The organism is Amycolatopsis echigonensis (assembly GCF_002846615.1).
Lineage (GTDB): Bacteria > Actinomycetota > Actinomycetes > Mycobacteriales > Pseudonocardiaceae > Amycolatopsis > Amycolatopsis echigonensis.
This window is the reverse complement of the sequence record NZ_PJMY01000003.1, coordinates 3,803,379-3,818,140: the sequence shown is the minus strand read 5'-3', so window position 1 is coordinate 3,818,140 and position 14,762 is coordinate 3,803,379. Positions and strand designations below refer to the sequence as shown.

14 protein-coding genes are annotated in these 14,762 nt (G+C 68.6%); 3 read left to right on the top strand and 11 right to left on the bottom strand.

Annotated features, from left to right (window positions below; genetic code table 11):
- Positions 1 to 8: 8 nt before the first annotated feature.
- On the bottom strand, positions 9 to 1,151 hold the full coding sequence (locus tag ATK30_RS23070; RefSeq protein ID WP_101437379.1) for an aminotransferase class V-fold PLP-dependent enzyme: 1,143 nt from the start codon (positions 1,149 to 1,151) through the stop codon (positions 9 to 11).
- A gap of 188 nt (positions 1,152 to 1,339) precedes the next feature.
- On the opposite strand from ATK30_RS23070, the gene ATK30_RS23065 reads away from it, so the two are divergent.
- Positions 1,340 to 2,137 (top strand): cyclase family protein, encoded by a 798-nt coding sequence (locus ATK30_RS23065; RefSeq protein ID WP_101437378.1) that lies wholly within the window; start codon positions 1,340 to 1,342, stop codon positions 2,135 to 2,137.
- Positions 2,134 to 3,762 (top strand): thiamine pyrophosphate-binding protein, encoded by a 1,629-nt coding sequence (locus tag ATK30_RS23060; RefSeq protein ID WP_101437377.1) that lies wholly within the window; start codon positions 2,134 to 2,136, stop codon positions 3,760 to 3,762. Before ATK30_RS23065 ends, ATK30_RS23060 begins: the two co-directional genes overlap by 4 nt.
- Here ATK30_RS23060 and ATK30_RS23055 read toward each other — a convergent pair.
- The 4 genes from ATK30_RS23055 to pdxH form a co-directional block, all read right to left on the bottom strand.
- Positions 3,722 to 5,095: an APC family permease gene (locus tag ATK30_RS23055; protein ID WP_101437376.1), complete on the bottom strand. Its 1,374-nt coding sequence runs from the start codon at positions 5,093 to 5,095 to the stop codon at positions 3,722 to 3,724. The two genes, ATK30_RS23060 and ATK30_RS23055, sit on opposite strands and share 41 nt — an antisense overlap.
- A gap of 46 nt (positions 5,096 to 5,141) precedes the next feature.
- Positions 5,142 to 5,705 carry a DUF3558 family protein gene (locus tag ATK30_RS23050; RefSeq protein WP_167441983.1) on the bottom strand — a complete coding sequence of 188 codons (564 nt, stop codon included), beginning with the start codon at positions 5,703 to 5,705 and terminating at the stop codon, positions 5,142 to 5,144.
- Between the two features lie 36 nt (positions 5,706 to 5,741).
- Positions 5,742 to 7,016 (bottom strand): MFS transporter, encoded by a 1,275-nt coding sequence (locus tag ATK30_RS23045; RefSeq protein WP_101441012.1) that lies wholly within the window; start codon positions 7,014 to 7,016, stop codon positions 5,742 to 5,744.
- 475 nt (positions 7,017 to 7,491) lie between these two features.
- Positions 7,492 to 8,157 (bottom strand): pyridoxamine 5'-phosphate oxidase, encoded by a 666-nt coding sequence (gene pdxH / locus ATK30_RS23040; RefSeq protein WP_101437374.1) that lies wholly within the window; start codon positions 8,155 to 8,157, stop codon positions 7,492 to 7,494.
- A 244-nt stretch (positions 8,158 to 8,401) separates the two neighbouring features.
- Between pdxH and ATK30_RS23035 the strand changes: the two genes are divergently transcribed.
- A complete protein-coding gene (locus tag ATK30_RS23035; protein WP_101437373.1) occupies positions 8,402 to 10,081 on the top strand; it encodes a purine-cytosine permease family protein in 1,680 nt (559 codons plus the stop codon).
- On the opposite strand, the gene ATK30_RS23030 is transcribed toward ATK30_RS23035, so the two are convergent.
- The 6 genes from ATK30_RS23030 to ATK30_RS23005 are packed head-to-tail and all read right to left on the bottom strand — an operon-like array spanning position 10,046 to position 14,487.
- On the bottom strand, positions 10,046 to 10,774 hold the full coding sequence (locus tag ATK30_RS23030; RefSeq protein ID WP_101437372.1) for an urease accessory protein UreD: 729 nt from the start codon (positions 10,772 to 10,774) through the stop codon (positions 10,046 to 10,048). The two genes, ATK30_RS23035 and ATK30_RS23030, sit on opposite strands and share 36 nt — an antisense overlap.
- Positions 10,771 to 11,472, bottom strand: coding sequence for an urease accessory protein UreG (ureG, locus tag ATK30_RS23025; protein ID WP_101437371.1), 702 nt, complete (start codon positions 11,470 to 11,472; stop codon positions 10,771 to 10,773). The genes ATK30_RS23030 and ureG overlap by 4 nt, the downstream gene beginning before the upstream one ends.
- Entirely contained in the window at positions 11,462 to 12,148 is a 687-nt protein-coding gene (locus ATK30_RS23020) for an urease accessory protein UreF (protein WP_101437370.1), read from the bottom strand. Before ATK30_RS23020 ends, ureG begins: the two co-directional genes overlap by 11 nt.
- Positions 12,148 to 13,869: an urease subunit alpha gene (locus ATK30_RS23015; RefSeq protein WP_101437369.1), complete on the bottom strand. Its 1,722-nt coding sequence runs from the start codon at positions 13,867 to 13,869 to the stop codon at positions 12,148 to 12,150. Before ATK30_RS23015 ends, ATK30_RS23020 begins: the two co-directional genes overlap by 1 nt.
- Positions 13,869 to 14,174, bottom strand: a complete 306-nt coding sequence (locus ATK30_RS23010) for an urease subunit beta (protein ID WP_101437368.1) — start codon at positions 14,172 to 14,174, stop codon at positions 13,869 to 13,871. Before ATK30_RS23010 ends, ATK30_RS23015 begins: the two co-directional genes overlap by 1 nt.
- A gap of 10 nt (positions 14,175 to 14,184) precedes the next feature.
- Positions 14,185 to 14,487: an urease subunit gamma gene (locus ATK30_RS23005; RefSeq protein WP_101437367.1), complete on the bottom strand. Its 303-nt coding sequence runs from the start codon at positions 14,485 to 14,487 to the stop codon at positions 14,185 to 14,187.
- Positions 14,488 to 14,762 lie beyond the last annotated feature (275 nt).

The window sequence follows — 14,762 nt, the reverse complement described above, 5'->3', positions numbered from 1 at the left end:
TCTGCTCCCTACTGGCTCGCCCGGTACTCGGCGATCGCCGCGACAACGGCGTCGAGATCGGACTCGACGTTGTAGTAGTGCAAGGACATCCGCAGCACGTCGCCGCGGGCACTGCACACGATCCGCCGCCCGGCGAGAAACGCCGCCAGCGCGTCGGGATCCCGGTCGGCCAAGGCGACGAGCGGACCGCGCCGCGCGTCGTCCAGCGGGGACCGGAGTCGTTCCCCAGCGTCGAGCAGCCGCTGCTGCAGCTGCCCGGTCAACCCTCCGATGTGGTCGCGCACCCGGTGCGCGTCCACCTGGTGCACCATCTTCAGCCCGGCGACCGCGCCGTACGCGGACGGAATCGACGGCGTTCCCGTCTCGAACCGACGGGCGTGCTCGGGATAGTCGAGATGCCGCGGGTCGAATTCGAACGGGTTCGTGCGGCCGAACCAGCCGGTCAGCGGCGGGGAGACCGCGTCGCGCAAGCCCGGCCGCACGTAGAGGAAGGCGATCCCGGAGATGCCGAGCAGGTATTTCAGGCTGCCGCTGACGAGGTAATCGCAGCCGAGTTCGGTGACGTCGACCGGTTCGACGCCGAGGCCCTGGTACGCGTCGACGAAGCTTCGGGCACCGTTTACCCGCGCCAGCGCGGCGACTTCCCGCACCGGGAATCGCAACCCATTGGCATAACTGACCAACGGGACGGACACCAGCCGCGTTCGCTCGGTGATGAGTGCCGCGTAGTCCTCGGTGTCGACCAGACCGTCATGGTGCGCAACGAATTGGACGTTCGCGCCGCGTCCCTGCTGCGCCAGCCAAACATGGCCCAGCGAAGGGAATTCCAGGTCGGTCGTGACGATTACCGGCCGCTCCGGCCACGCCTGCGTGGACGCGACCTGATACGCCCCTTCGGACGCGGACGGCACGACAGCGATGTCGTCGGCGTCCGCGCCGATCAGCTGAGCGAACAATGCCCGCGCCTCGGCGACCTTCGCCATCCACTTGTCCCACGGCGCCCCGTGCTCGCGGATCGTGTGCTGGAACTCGAAAAGCTCCGCGGCCAGCGCGTCCGAGAGCGCGCCCTGGCTGCAGCTCGCGAGGTGCACCGAGTCGGCGAAGGCGGGAAAATGCGCCCGGAAAGCGGCTGGGCTGGGCTGGTCGGTCACGACACTCCGTTCCGTAACTGGCGGGCGAGGCCGCATGCCCTCGTCGAGGCTCCGCGTTCACCCTGACTGATCTTCGGCAGCTATTCCGTCAGTGCTGCTGAAACCGGTACTGTAGATAGGGCCTACCGCGCTGTCAACGACCGTCAAGGATCCGCAATAGCGCGCCCCGCGACCGAGAGGACGCACCGATGAGCACCCCCGCCGAAACCGGGGTCGACCAGCTCCTGACCCAGCTGGCGCAGGGCCGGCTTCAGGTCGTCGACCTCACCAACAAGCTCAGCGCCGCCACCCCGACCCTCCAACTGCCGGAACCGTTCGCCAACCTGATCGACTTCAGCCTCGAACCGGTCAGCGAGTTCGACGATTCCGGACCGTTGTGGCGGCACAACAACATCCACACCGGCGAGCACATTGGCACCCATCTCGACGCACCGCGGCACTGGATCTCCAACCGCGACGGCGCGGACGTTTCGGAAGTGCCAGTCGACCGGCTGATCGGACCCGCGCACGTCCTCGACATTTCCTCGCGCGTCGCCGAGAATCCGGACTTCCTGCTGGAAATCGAGGACATCCAGGCTTGGGAAGCCGAGCACGGACCGTTGCGCGAGGGCGGCTGGCTGCTCGTGCACTCCGGATGGGATCACTACGCGCAGGACCGCGACGCGTTCCTCAATTTCTCCGACGGGGCCAGCCACACCCCAGGAATCTCAGCCGCCGCGGCGAAATGGCTCGCCGAGGAAACGCCGATCGCTGGGTACGGCGTGGAGACTGTCGGCATCGACGCCGGGAACGGCTTCGCGCTCGACCCGCCGATGCCCGCGCACCACCATCTGCTCGGTGCGGACAAGTACGGCATCACCTCGCTGCAGAACCTCGGCTCGCTGCCGCCGACCGGCGCGCTCGTCGTGGTGTGCCCGCTGCCGATTGTCGGCGGGACCGGCAGCCCTGCTCGCGTGCTCGCGGTAACGCCGGGAGTGCGGTCGTGAATGTTGCCCAAGCCGTCGGTATCGCGTTGGCGCGGTTCGGCGTCCGCAAGGCGTTCGGGGTGGTCGGGAGCGGAAATTTCCACGTCACCAACGGCCTGATTCAGGGCGGGGCCGAGTTCGTCGCGGCCCGGCACGAGGGCGGCGCGACCACGATGGCGGACGCCTACGCCCGGTGCAGTGGCGAGGTCGCGGCGGTGTCGGTGCATCAGGGCTGCGGGCTGGGCAACGCGACCACCGGGATCGGCGAGGCGGCGAAGAGCCGGACGCCGCTGATCATCGTGACCGGCGAGGCGACGGATCCGCTGTCCAACTTCCACATCGACCAGGACGCGCTGGCCCGGTCGGTGGGAGCGAGCAGCATTCTGGTGCGGTCAGCGAAAACCGCGCTTGCCGACGTGCGGCGCGCGTTCACTCAAGCTCGACGCGACCGACGGACTGTCCTTTTGCGACTCCCGCTGGACGTGCAGGCGGAACCGTTCGAGGAGAGCCTTCTCGACGGCCTGGCCGCCATTGAACCTCTGGTTCAGCCGCGAGCCGCCGAGGCGGAGGTGAAGGCGCTCGCTTCGGTCCTGCAGCGAGCCGAGCGTCCGGTATTCCTTTGTGGACGTGGCTCTCGGGCCGCCCGGCAGGAGCTGGTCGCACTGGCGGACCGCTGTGGCGCACTGCTCGCCGAGGGCGCGGTCGCGAAAGGACTGTTCACCGGTGAACCATGGGCGATCGGGGTTTCCGGCGGGTTTTCGTCCCCGCTGACGACCGAGCTGATCCAGGGCGCGGACGTCGTCGTCGGCTGGGGTTCCGCGCTCAACGACTGGACCACCGCGCACGGCCGGTTGCTCTCGCCGGAAACGTCGCTGGTGCAGGTCGACCTGGAATCCGCCGCGCTGGGCCGGAACCGGCCGGTCGACCTCGGCGTCGTCGGCGATGTCGGCGGCACCGCTCTCGCGGTGGCCGAACTGGTCGAGGTCCACAATGGATACCGGAGCGACGAGCTCAAGTCCCGGATCGCCCGGGAAATCCGGTGGCGCGACAACGAATACGACGACGCTGGGTCTGCCGAAGTCATCGACCCGCGCACGTTGTCCGTCGCCCTGGACGAACTCATTCCCGCCAACCGGGTCGTCGGCGTCGATTCGGGGAACTTCATGGGCTACCCCACGATGTACCTCGACGTCCCGGACGAGAACGGTTTCTGCTTCACCCAGGCGTTCCAGTCGATCGGCCTCGGACTCGCCACCGCGATCGGCGCGGCACTCGCCCACCCGGACCGTTTCCCGGTCGCGGCGTGCGGCGACGGCGGGTTCCTGATGAGCATCGCCGAACTGGAAACCGTCGTGCGCTTGAAGCTGCCGATGCTGATCGTCGTTTACAACGACCACGCCTACGGCGCCGAGGTGTACTTCTTCGAGCCCGGCGGACATCCGGCCGACACCGTCACCTTCCCGGACACTGATCTCGCCGCTATCGCCCGTGGCTACGGCTGTGACGCGCTCACCGTCCGCGCCAAGGAAGACCTCGACGAGGTGGCGACGCGGGTCGCCGCCGGGCTCGACCGTCCGCTGGTGGTCGACGCGAAAATCGCCGGATTCAGCGCCTGGTGGCTCCAGGCCGCGATGACGCACCACTGAGCGCCCGCTTCACCAGGAGGTTCACCACCCACAGCAGGACGCCGACGGCGAGCAGGAGGCCAGCCACCTGGTAATCCTGCGCCGGGCGGCCGGACAGCGGGCTGACCAGGTACAGGCAGAACACCGCGGCGAGCACCGGCACCACGGTCGGTGCGCGGAAATGCTTATGCGAGACCTTGTCCTTGCGCAGCACCAAAAGCGCGATGTTGACGATGGCGAACACCACGAGCAGCAGCAACGCGGTCGTGCCGCCGAGCGCACTGATGTCTGCAAAGGACACCAGAACGATGGCGATCACGCTGGCGAAGATGATCGACACCCACGGCGTCCGGCGAGTCGGATGCACGCGGCCGAACACCGGCGGCAGCACGCGTTCGTTCGCCAGGCCGTACAGCAACCGGCTGGCCATCAGCATGTTGATCAAGGCGGAATTGATCACCGCGAACAGGCCGATGGCGGAAAAGATTTCCCGCGGGAAGCCAGGCGCGCCGACGTCCAGCACCTTCAGCAGCGCGTCGCTCTTGGCACCGGCCAGCTCGGAGGCCGGGACCAGCAGTGACGACGTCACGGAGACCAGCACGTAGATGGTCGCGGCGATGACCATGCCCCACAGCATCGCGCGCGGGAAAATCCGGACGGGGTCATGGCATTCCTCGGCCATGTTCACCGAGTCCTCGAAGCCCACCATCGCGAAGAACGCGAGCGAGGTCGCCGATGAAATGGCGACGAGCCACGTCTTGTCCGCGGTGTCGATCTCGACGAGCCGAGACGGTTCGCCATCCCCGTTCAGCACCGCCCACACGCCGACGCCGATGATGATCAACAGCCCGGACAGCTCGATGCAGGTGAGGACGACGTTGGCCTTCACCGATTCGCCGACGCCGCGAAAGTTGATCAACGCCAGCAGGATCACGAACGCGATGCCGACCAGCACCGTCGGCAGCTTCACGAACGCCGCGAGATAGGTCGCGCCGAACGCCACCGCGGCCGACGACGCCGACGTGATCCCGGAGCACATCACCGCGAACGCGACCATGAACGTCAGGAACGGCACGCCGAACGCCTTGTTCGTGTACAGCGCCGCGCCGGCCGCGCGCGGGTATTTGCCGACCAGCTCGAGATAGCTGAACGCGGTCATGAAGGCGACCACGAACGCCAGCAGGAACGGCAGCCACAACGCGCCGCCGACGCGTCCGGCGACCTGCCCGGTCAGCGCGTACACGCCGGTGCCGATGATGTCGCCGACCACGAAGAACAGCAGCAGCTTCGGGCCCATGACCCGCAGCAGTGCCGGTTCGGCGACCTTGGAGGCACCCTCGCTCACGTCCGTCATGGGCGATTAGTGTGCCTTGTCCGGACGTGGACGGAAAGTCCGCCGGTCAGGCCTTGGCGACCGCCGTGTGCACGAGCGGGGTCATCATTTCCTTGGTCATCTTGACCGGTCCGGTGTAGTTGACCAGCACCGGAACCCCGTTGGACACCTTGGCCGCGGCGAGCGTCGCGGTCTTCTGCTCGTCGGTGTAGAACACCGCGCCGTCCGGGAAGCCCGGCACGTCGACCGCGCCCGGCTTGGCCTTCTTGATCGCGGCGATCATGTCGGCGGGCTTGGCCTGACGGCCCTCGTAACGGGTCACCGCGAGCGCGCCCGCGGTCTTGCCTTCGACGACGTACTCGCAGCTCGTGGCCTTGCCGCCGTTGCCCGGGTTGTCGTGAGCGGGTCCGGCCTTCGAGGTGATGCCGGGGATCTTGATCGCCTGGCTGACGTCATCGGACGGCAGCAAAGCGCAGGTGTCCGCGGAGGCCTTGTTGGCAGGCGCGGAGGACGAGGTCGGTGCTTTGCTCGCGGGCGGCGGCGCCGGCGCGGCGGCTTTCTGCTCCCCAGACGAGCAGGCAGTAAGGACAGCGGCGGCGGAGATCAACAAAGCGATCGGGTATGCACGCATATCGGGCATGCTAGTCCGAATGGAGTAACACTACTGTCAGTGCCCCTCCTCCACCGGAGCGCGATACCGCCAAAATCCAGGTAGAACGCCCAGCGAAGCCACCACCAACACGATCACCAGCAGCCCGCCGCCGGTCGCCGCGGCCTTGGTCCCCCACGCCGCCGCGGACCAGCCGTGCGTGAGGTCAGCGATCCGCGGCCCGCCCGCGACGACCACGGTGAACACGCCCTGGAGCCGTCCGCGCATCTCGTCGGTGGTCGCCGTCTGCAAGATCGCTTGCCGGTAGACCGAGCTGACCATGTCCGCGGCCCCGCCGAGCGCCATGAACACCACGGCCAGCCACAGCGAATGCGCGAGCCCGAACGCCGCCATCGCCGCACCCCAGCAGCAGATCGCGATGACGACCGCCGCACCCTGCCGCTGCACCCGGTGCAGCCAGCCGGAGAACAGCCCGATCAGCATCGCGCCCGCGGGCAGCGCGGCGTAGAGCATGCCGAGCGCCGGACCGCCGCCGGGCTGGTCGCCGAACGTCCGCTCGGCCATTTCCGGGATCAACGCCCGCGGCATGCCGGCGACCATCGCGATAATGTCCACGACGAACGACGCCAGCAGCACTTTTTGCTTGGCCAGATACCGGAAGCCGTCGACCACCGAGCTGACCCCGGCCCTGCGCGTCCCCTCGCCGAGCGGCGGGATCGAGGGCAGCCGCCAGACCGCGATCAGCGTGATCGCCAGGGCGCAGACGTCCACCAAGTACAAAGTGGACAGCCCGATCACCGGGATCAGCGCCCCGCCGAACAGCGGCCCGAACACCGCGCCGAACGTGGACATCGTGGTATTGAGCGCGTTCGCCGACGGCAGCAGCGGAGCAGGCACCAGCCGCGCGACGACCGCGCCGCGCGTGGGCATGTTGATCGCGAAGAACGCCTGGTTCGCGGCGAGCAGTCCGAGCACGAGCCACACCGAATGCATTCCGGTGAACGCCTGGAGCCAGAGCAGCGCGGAGGTGATCGCGACGCCGACGTTGGTGACGAGCAGCAGCTTCCGCCGGTCGACCGCGTCGGCGATCGCCCCGCCCCACAGCCCGAACACGAGCAGCGGAACGAGCGCGACCGCGCCGGTCAGCCCGACGTAACCGGACGATCCGGTGATATCGAAAACCTGCTTCGGCACCGCGACCGCGGTGAGCTGCGAGCCGACCGCGGTCACCGCGGTGGACATCCACAGCCGCCGGAAAGCCGGAATCTTGAGCGGACGAGTATCGACGACGATCCGGCCGAGGAGCTTGCGAGCCCCGTTGCGGGGCGGCAGTATCCCCGGTTCTGAAGTCACGAGCTATCAGCTTAGCTGCGCTAACGAACCTGGCGCAGGTGATTTTCCACGCACGCTGATCGCCCGGCTTCCGAGACGAGCCGGGCATGGCCGGGCGCCAGCCGCCAGATCGGCGTGCCCCCATGCCACATTGGACGCGTCAGATGCACCCGATACGTCCCACCCACAGCGAACCGCCACCAACGCACCCAACAATCGAGGCACCCACACCACCCCCGCACCCCGATACGAAGCCCCCCTGCGGTTCGGGGGTGCTTGTCAAGGCATCTTTCCCGCCTTGACAAGCACCCCCGAACCGTCAGCACACTCGGCTTCGGGGTGCCCCATGCAACCACCCGCCTGCAATGTCGCCGCCCGAGACGAGCCGCCCGAGACGAGCCGCCCGAGACGAGCCGCAACCAAAACGCCGCCCCCAGGCCAAAGCCCAAGGACGGCGTCCACAACCACCCAAAGATCAGGGAGCCAACCGCTCCACGTGCCAGCCGTCGTGGGTGCGGTGGAACCGAAGCCGATCATGCATCCGGTCCTCCCGCCCCTGCCAGAACTCCACGAAATCCGGCCGGATACGCCAGCCACCCCAATGCGGCGGAGCCGGAATCTGCTCGACATCAGCAAACCGGCGTTCGATATTCCGCAGGGCGTTGTCCAGCGCGCGCCGTCCGTCGACCACTCGCGACTGCGGCGACGCCCACGCTCCGATCTGCGAACCGCGCGGACGCTGGGCCCAGTAGGCGGCCGTCTCGTCGGCGCTGACCTTCTCGACCTCGCCGCGGACCGTGACCTGGCGGTGCAGCGGGTACCAGGGGAAGGTGGCCGACGCGTAGCGCGTGGCGGTGAGGTCGTGGCTCTTCGCCGACGTGTAGTTCGTGTAGAAAACCACTCCGCGTTCGTCCAAGCCCTTGCACAGCACCGTGCGCGAGGAAGGCCTGCCCTCGGCGTCGGCGGTCGCGAGCACCATCGCGTTCGGTTCCGCGAGTGCTTCGGACACTGCTTGACTCAGCCAGCTTTCGAGCTGCTCATGCCACGTGGCGGCGAGCGCTGACTCGTCAAACGGCGCACCGTCGTAGGCCACCCGCATGCCGGGCAGCCGCACGACCGCCTCGTCGATCTCCGGTGTCATCCGGCCCAACCTCCGTTACCCCTGGTGAGGGTGTCGAATCACGGCTATCCAGCGACGGTATTGGCTCGCCGGTCCCGGCGAAACCCACCGAACGGTGACTCCTGCCACGCCTGGCCGCCATCCGCACGTAACCGCAGGAAGGCGAGCTGTAACGCGCCGTTCACCGCACATGCCCTGATCGATACAGGCCGCCCCTACCTTCGGGCTGCTCCGCGCCCGTTCCCCACTCCCGGAGGCAGGCCAGATGACTGAAATCCTCTCCGAACGCGACGACGAGACCGCCAAGCCCCAGCGCGCCTACGCCGCACTCGCCGCGAACGAGAACCGCGAAGACTATTCGCTCCGGTTCGCCGCGCACTCGTTCCGGCGCTGGTCCCCCTTCGTGGTCGCGACGACCGCGCTGGGCGGGATCGCTTACCTCGCCGACTTCGCCATCGGCGCCAGCATCGTGCTGACTTACGGCTTCACCTCAGGCGTGCTCGCCATCCTCGCCGCGGCCGTGGTGATCTTCGTGACGGGCGTTCCGATCGCCCGCGCTTGCGCGACCTACGGCGTGGACATGGACCTGCTCACACGCGGGGCCGGTTTCGGCTACTTCGGGTCCACGCTCACCTCGCTGGTCTACGCCAGTTTCACGGTCATCTTCTTCTCGCTCGAAGGCTCGATCATGGGCCAGGCGTTCCAGCTCGCGCTCGGCATCCCGCTGCCGATCGGCTATTTGCTCGCGACGCTGATCGTGCTGCCGTTCGCGCTCTACGGCATGGGCGCGGTCGCGAAGATGCAGACCTGGACGCAACCGCTGTGGATCGCCGGGCTGGTGCTGCCGTTCGTCGTGGTGCTGGTGCGCGAACCCGGCCGGTTCGCCGAATTCGCGACGTTCGGGGGCACCGAGGGCGCGGGTTCCGGATTCTCCGCCGTCGGATTCGGGTTCGGCATGGGCATCGCGCTTTCGTTGATCGGGCAGATCGGCGAGCAGGCCGATTACCTGCGCTTCATGCCCGCGAAGACAGCCGAGAACAAGCGCTCGTGGTGGGCCGCGGTGCTCGCCGCCGGACCCGGTTGGGTCGTGCTCGGCGCGGCGAAGCAGATCGGCGGCGCGCTGCTGGCGTTCCTCGCCCTCGGCGTGGTCGGCAAGACCGCCGCGCTGGAACCGATCGCGCCGTACCTGGAAGCGGTGAAGCCCGCGCTGGGCCCGGCCGCGCTCGCCTTCGCCGCGTTGTTCGTCGTGGTGTCGCAGATCAAGATCAACACGACGAACGCCTACTCCGGCTCGTTGTCGTTCGCGAACTTCTTCTCCCGCGTGCTGCACCGCCATCCGGGCCGGGCGTGGTACGTGCTGGTCAACTGCGGGATCGCGCTCGCGCTGATGGAGTTCGGCGCGTTCGGATTCCTGAACAAGATCCTCGGCTTCTACTCCAACGTCGCGATCGCGTGGATCGGCGCGGTGTGCGCGGACCTGGTGATCGCGAAACCGCTGGGGCTCTCGCCGCGGTACATCGAGTTCAAGCGGGCCTACCTGCGCAAGATCAACCCAGTCGGGTTCGGCGCCATGCTGATCGCGTCCGGGGTGTCGATCGCCGCCTACTTCGGCGCGTTCGGCGAGGTGCTCGCCGCGTTCAGCCCGCTGCTGGCGATGGTGATCGCGGTGGCACTGGTCCCGGCGCTGGCGGTGCTCACCCGCGGCCGGTACTACCTGGCCCGGCCCAACCTGGTTTCCGGTCCGGACGTGGCCGCCGACCCGCGCGCCGAGCACACCTGTTCGGTCTGCGGCGACGCCTACGAACTTCCGGACATCGCGGACTGCGCCAAGCAGGGCGCGGCGATCTGCTCGCTGTGCTGCACGCTGGACCGCACCTGCCACGACATGTGCCAGACCGCGGGCCCGGTGTCACTGCCCGAGCCGAGGTTCCGCACCGCCGGATGAGCCGAGCCGGACCGCGGTCACGACGTCGGCGGCCAGCGCCGTCGTGAGCACGCCGCCCGCGGCGAGCGGGGTCCGGGACCACCAGGGACCGGACTCCGCCGGCCGCGGCGGCCCGCCGAAATCCAGATCGGTCAGCAGCACCCGATTCCCGGCCAGCACGGCGAGGCTCGTGTCCAGCGGGCCGTCGCCGATCGTCTGGGTCTGCCGCAACGCGGGGACGCCGCCGCGAACGACCTGGACGGTCGAGGTCAGCCTGCCCGGCCGCTCGCCCTCGCGGCCGAGGACGAGGACTTCCCTTGTCCGGAACCGGGTTTCCTCCGCCAGCTCGGCGCGAAGCACGGCTGTGTGGTTCGCTCTCGCGGTGACGACGGTCGGCTCCGGCAGGTACTCGAACGAACCGCCGTCCGCGACGACGACGTCCACAGTGGACAAGCTCGGCACCTCGCGCAGCCCAGGCAGCGCGAGCGTCGCGGCAACCCCGGACAGTTTCAGCTCCGCTCCCGCCTCGACCCGGATCTCAAGGCGCAGCTCGTCCCCGCCGAGCGGGGCGGTGGCTGAGTTGACCAGGTGCACCACCGCACCGGGGCCGCGCTGGCGACGCGGGACGAGCGTGAGCGGTGCCATCGACTTCAGTTCTCGCAGCACCGTCCGTCCATTGCCGACAGCGGCGACCAGGCGGGCGTGTGCCTTCACCCCTGCCGGACCGGAACCAGCGAACGCACCCAGTCCGCGACAGCCGGGGCATCCGGAGTGTCCACTAGGGACTGTGTGAACACCGGCAGGTCGCCGCGCATGTGGTGGGCATCCGACGTCATGACGGTCAGGTCGGCGCCGACCAGCGGAGCGAGGTCGGTTTTGTTGATCACCAGCAAATCGGCCGTCGTCACGCCGGGCCCGCCCTTGCGCGGAACCTTGTCCCCGCCCGCGACGTCGACCACGAAGATCTGGCTGTCGGCCAGTCCGCGGCTGAACACCGCGGTCAGATTGTCTCCGCCGCTTTCCACGATGACCAACTGCAGGCCGGGGAATTTCTCCTCCAGCCGTTCGACCGCGTCGAGGTTCGCGGTGATGTCGTCGCGGATCGCGGTGTGCGGACAGGCGCCGGTCTGCACTGCCTCGATCCGTTCCGGGTCCAGCACTCCTGCCCGGCGCAGGAAGTCGGCGTCCTCGGTCGTGTAGATGTCGTTGGTGACCACGGCCAGGTTCAGCTCGCCGCCGAGTGCGCGGCACAGGGCGGCGGTGAGCGCGGTCTTGCCGCTGCCGACCGGGCCGCCGATGCCGATCCGATAAGCCCGTCCGGCGGTCGGCGCCGCGTCGTAGTGGTCCGGCTCGGCGGCAGTCGGGTCGAAGTTGACCGCGTGGAAGTGCCCGTGACCGTGTTCAGCTGGCAAAGAGACGCACCTCTTCCTGGTGATGCCGAGCGTGTTCCTCGGCGAACAAATCCAGCGCCGGCGACGCTGGTGCGGGTAACTCGGCCGGATCGGCACCGGCGGTCTCGGCGGCTTCGCCGCATACTTCGCGCAATGGTCCGGCGAGCCGCGCGACCACCGCGTTCACGGCGAACGGGTCCAGCCCGAGCAGCCGCACGGCCGCACTGGCCGGGCCGCTCACGGCGAGGTAGGCGACCGCCATCGCCGCGTCGAACGGACTACCGCCGCTGATACCGACCAGCGCGCCGCTGATGACCGGATGGTGCGGGCGCGGGGTCTCGGCGAGCAGTTGGGACAGCACTGGCGAAGGCCACGCAGCACGTCCAGCTCGCGCGGTGCCTCGGCCTTGGGCCCGAGACGCTTCCCGTTGCGCGAGCGATGGCGTGCGGGCGTCGAGTTCCTGATCGAGCCGTCGCCAATGGACCCTCTCGACCGCTCGGGCCGCGGCGTGCGCCGAGGCAGCGGCGAACGCAGCGGCGAGGAAGCCCGCGGTCCGCAACCGTCCAAAGAGGAATCCCGGCAAGTCGCGTTCGGACCGGACGAGGCCTCGCGCCGCTGCCTCTTCGAGACCGCCGGAATGGACGTGTCCACCGCCCGGGAACCGGGAGTCGGAGAGAATGAGGGCGACCGGATCCATCAGAACAGGAAATACCGTTGCGCCATCGGCAGTTCAGCCACCGGATGCGGTTCGATCAGTTCCCCGTCCACGCGCACCGCGAAACTGTCCGGATCCACGCGCACCTCCGGGGTCGCGTCGTTGAGGACCATGTCCGCCTTCGTCCGACGGCGCGTGTTGGCGACCGGCACCAACGCCCGGGAGATGCGGAATCGTTCAGGCAAACCGGAATCCAGCGCTTCCGGAGCCACGAAATGCAGGCTGGACGCGGCCGCCACGGCGGGCGCGGCACCGAACATCGGCCGCGCGAGCACCGGCTGCGGCGTGGGAATCGAGGCGTTCGCGTCCCCCATCGCCGCCCACGCCGGGAATCCGCCTTTCAGCACCATATGCGGGCGAACGCCGAAGAATTTCGGTTCCCACAACACCAGATCGGCGAGTTTGCCGACCTCCACCGAGCCGATCTCCGCGTCCATTCCGTGTGCGATCGCCGGGTTGATCGTGTACTTCGCGACGTAGCGGCGAGCGCGCAGGTTGTCCGCGGCACCGTCGCCGGGCAGCGCGCCGCGGCGGCCTTTCATCACGTGCGCGGTCTGCCAGGTCCGGATGATCACCTCGCCGATCCGCCCCATCGCCTGCGAATCGGAACTCATCATCGAGATCGCGCCGAGGTCGTGCAGGACGTCCTCGGCGGCGATCGTGCTCGGCCGGATCCGGCTCTCCGCGAAGGCGAGATCCTCCGGGACCGACGGGTTCAGATGGTGGCAGACCATCAGCATGTCGAGGTGCTCGTCGAGAGTGTTGACGGTGTGCGGGCGGGTCGGATTCGTCGACGAGGGAAGGAAGTTCGCCATTCCGGAGACCTCGATGATGTCCGGCGCGTGCCCGCCGCCGGCCCCCTCCGTGTGGTAGGCGTTGATCGACCTGCCGCCGATCGCCTCCACAGTGGACTCCAGGAAACCGGCCTCGTTGAGCGTGTCCGTGTGGATCGCGACCTGCACGCCGGATTCGTCGGCGACCGTGAGGCAGGCGTCGATCGCGGCCGGCGTCGAACCCCAGTCCTCATGCAACTTGAACCCGCCCGCCCCGGCGGCCAGCTGCTCCCGCAACGCCTCGTGTCGGACGGTGTTTCCCTTGCCCAGCAGCAATACGTTCACCGGCAGACCGTCCATTGCGGACAGCATCCGGCCGAGGTTCCAAGCCCCGGGAGTCACCGTGGTCGCCTTGGTGCCCTCGTTCGGCCCGGTGCCGCCGCCGACCAAGGTGGTCAGTCCGGCCGCGAGCGCGGTGTCCACCAGCTGCGGGCAGACGAAGTGCACGTGACAGTCGATGCCGCCCGCGGTGAGGATCTTCCCGTTGCCCGCCAGCACTTCCGTCGACGGCCCGATCGCCAGCGCCGGGTCGACACCGTCCATAGTGTCCGGATTGCCCGCCTTCCCGATGCCGACGATGCGCCCGTCTCGCACGCCGACGTCGGCCTTGACCACGCCCCAGTGGTCGAGGATCACCGCGCCGGTGATGATCAGATCCGGCGCACCCTCGGCGCGGGTGGCCATGCCCTGGCCCATCGACTCGCGGATCACCTTCCCGCCGCCGAAAAGCACCTCGTCGCCGCTGCCGCCGGGGCCGATCGAGCGGTCCTCGGTCACCTCGATCAGCAGATCGGTGTCGGCGAGCCGGATCCGGTCCCCGGCGGTCGGGCCGAACAGTTCGGCGTAGCGGGCGCGGTCGATTTCCGGCATCAGAACTCCCCGGCGTATTCGGTGCGCAGCCCCGGCACGCGCCGGTTTCCGCTGATCGGAACCAGGTCGACCTCGCGGTCGATGCCGGGCTCGAAGCGCACCGAGGTCCCGGCCGGCACGTCGAGCCGGTGCCCGCGGGCGGCTTCGCGGTCGAACTCCAGGCCGGGATTGACCGCGGCGAAGTGATAGTGCGAACCGACCTGCACCGGCCGGTCGCCGAGATTGCGCACGCGCAGCCGGACCCGGGCGCGGCCCGGATTCAGCGGCACCGGCTCCTCGCCGGGAATGATCTCGCCTGGCCGCAAGACTTCCTCCTCAAGCAATCGGTTCGTGCACCGTGACGAGCTTCGTGCCGTCCGGAAAAGTGGCTTCCACCTGCACGGACTCGATCATGTCCGGCACGCCGTCGAGCACTTGCGCCCGAGTGAGCACGCCGCGCCCGCCCGCCGCCAGTTCACTGACCGTGCGGCCGTCGCGCGCCCCCTCCACGACGTAGTCGGTAATGAGCGCGACAGCTTCGGGATGATTGAGCCGAAGACCCCGTTCGAGCCGTTTGCGAGCAACGTCCGCCGCGACGTGGACCAGCAGTTTGTCGCGTTCCTGCGGGCTCAAGTGCATGGCCAAGGTCTACCATCGGCGGCCGCGCTCCGCCTGATTCGGCAACACAGTGTTTACGTGGTGAGCCGTGCGGGGCCAACGCGCCTTCTCGAATCGGCAACGTCACCCGAGAGCACCCTTCGCGTTCGCCGCGCTCACCGTCCGTAACGCCGGCCCGTCTCCCGCGGGGCCTGCGGCAAGCCGGGGTTCACCTGCCGTCCACCGGGGTACCAGTCTGCGGCCACCTCGCTGGACGGGAGAAAGTGGCGTGTGGGGCTTACCTGGACTGAATCGTT